This is a genomic window from Candidatus Phytoplasma sp. AldY-WA1 (genome assembly GCF_020312115.2).
Classification (GTDB): Bacteria; Bacillota_I; Bacilli_A; order Acholeplasmatales; family Acholeplasmataceae; genus Phytoplasma; species Phytoplasma vitis.
On the sequence record NZ_JAHRHX020000092.1, the window covers coordinates 1 to 1,743 of the forward strand.

1 protein-coding gene is annotated in these 1,743 nt (G+C 21.8%); it reads right to left on the reverse strand.

Translation table 11 applies throughout. The features are described 5' to 3' along the window. Positions 1-69: 69 nt before the first annotated feature. The gene (locus KTO59_RS04160) at positions 70-1,488 is read right to left on the reverse strand and encodes an ABC transporter substrate-binding protein (protein WP_284928798.1); all 1,419 of its coding nucleotides are present in this window, start codon (positions 1,486-1,488) and stop codon (positions 70-72) included. Between the last annotated feature and the right edge of the window lie 255 nt (positions 1,489-1,743).

Consider the following 1,743-nt stretch of genomic DNA (forward strand, 5'->3'; position numbering starts at 1 on the left):
GATATTTATTAATAAAAAAATCCGAATTACTCATTTAAAAGTAATTCGGATTTTTTATTTGTAATTTAATTAATTGTTATTATTTTTTTTATATTGAATTGATCTCATATTAAAAAATCTACTAAATTCATCTTGTTCAAAACCTTTTTCTATTTCTGTATTAACTAAAATAATTGATTTTTCTGTTTTTAACGGAAATAAATAATGTTTGTCATATAAATATTGTTCTATTTCTTTTAATAGTGATTCATATGTTGAGTCAGTTAATGATTTTTTAGCTTCTGTCAATTTATCTTCGATGTCAATTTTATCATCTTTATCGATACCAAAGAAATTACTTTCGTTTGTTGACTTGAAATAATCTTCGATATATTTATGAGCGTATTTCATTTCAAAATTTTCTGCTAAAAAAACAAAATTATAAGGCGAATTTTTTCCTTTTTTTGAATTTTGCAAAAAAGTTTTCCACTCAGGTTCGTCTAAAATTGTTTCAAAACCAACATTTCGTAATTGTTCTATTATTTTGTTATGAAATGATGTTTTGTTTTTACCAATTCCAATTTTTAATTTTTTATCTTCTTTACTTAATTTTTGAACTTCTGTTTTAGCTAATTCTATATTAGGTTGATGATAATTTATACTAGGATCATGGCCAAGTAATTTATTATGAAATGCAGATTTTGCAATTTTATCTGATAATCCTAAGTCATTGATTATTGTTTGTATATCTAAAGATTTTGCAATGATTTTACGTACATTTTCATTAGTTTTTTGTTTATTAAAATAAATATAACTTTGAGTATCTCTTTCGTGTTCTAATATTTCTATATTTTTATATTTTTTTTTTAAATTGTCTTTTAAATTTTGAATTTCTGTTGGTGGGTAATAAAGCATTGCATTGACTTGTTTTTTTTCTAATTCTTGTAAAAGAGCACTTGAATCTTTAGATATTTTGAATTTAATTTTTTTAGGAGAATTTTTGATAATATCTTGATCATGATATTTTTCGAAAAGTTCGAATTTTAATTCTTTATTTGGAATATGTTTTGTTAATTTATAAGCGCCAGCTCCTATTTTTAATCCTTTTGATTCGTTTTCTTCAGTTGCTTTTTTATTAATTATTCTAATAAACCAAGTAAAAGGGAAATCCCAAAATAGAACATCTTCTTTTAATATAATTTCAAATTTTAGATCATTTATTTTTTTGATTTTATCTATTTGTTCAAATTGTTCATGTTTTTGTTGTTTCCCTTTTTCGATTGTAAAAATAACATCTTCAGTTGTCATTTTCTCATTATTATGAAATAAAATATTATCTTTTAATTCACATTTTAATATTTTGCCTTCTTTTTGAGGTACTTCTTTTAATAATTGAGGTTTTAATTCACCATTATAATTTATAAAAAGTTTATCATGCATCATATTAAACATAGTATCGCCATCTGCTGATTCTGTATGTGTTTTGTCACAAGGATTAAATCCAATCATATCTGTTGTTATCCCTATAACTGTTTCATCTTCTTTTTTATTAAGAAGATATATTACAATATAATTATACTTAATAGAATTATAACAAAACTAATTATAAAAATTTTATTAGTTAAAATTTTTTTGATTTTTCTTTTTCAATCATAATTATTTCCTTTTTAAATAATTTAAAATTTAATTTTAATAATGATATCTCATAAATAACTTTGAGAAGAATATAAAATGTTGCCCTATTCGGCCTTAGCCCTATTCAAA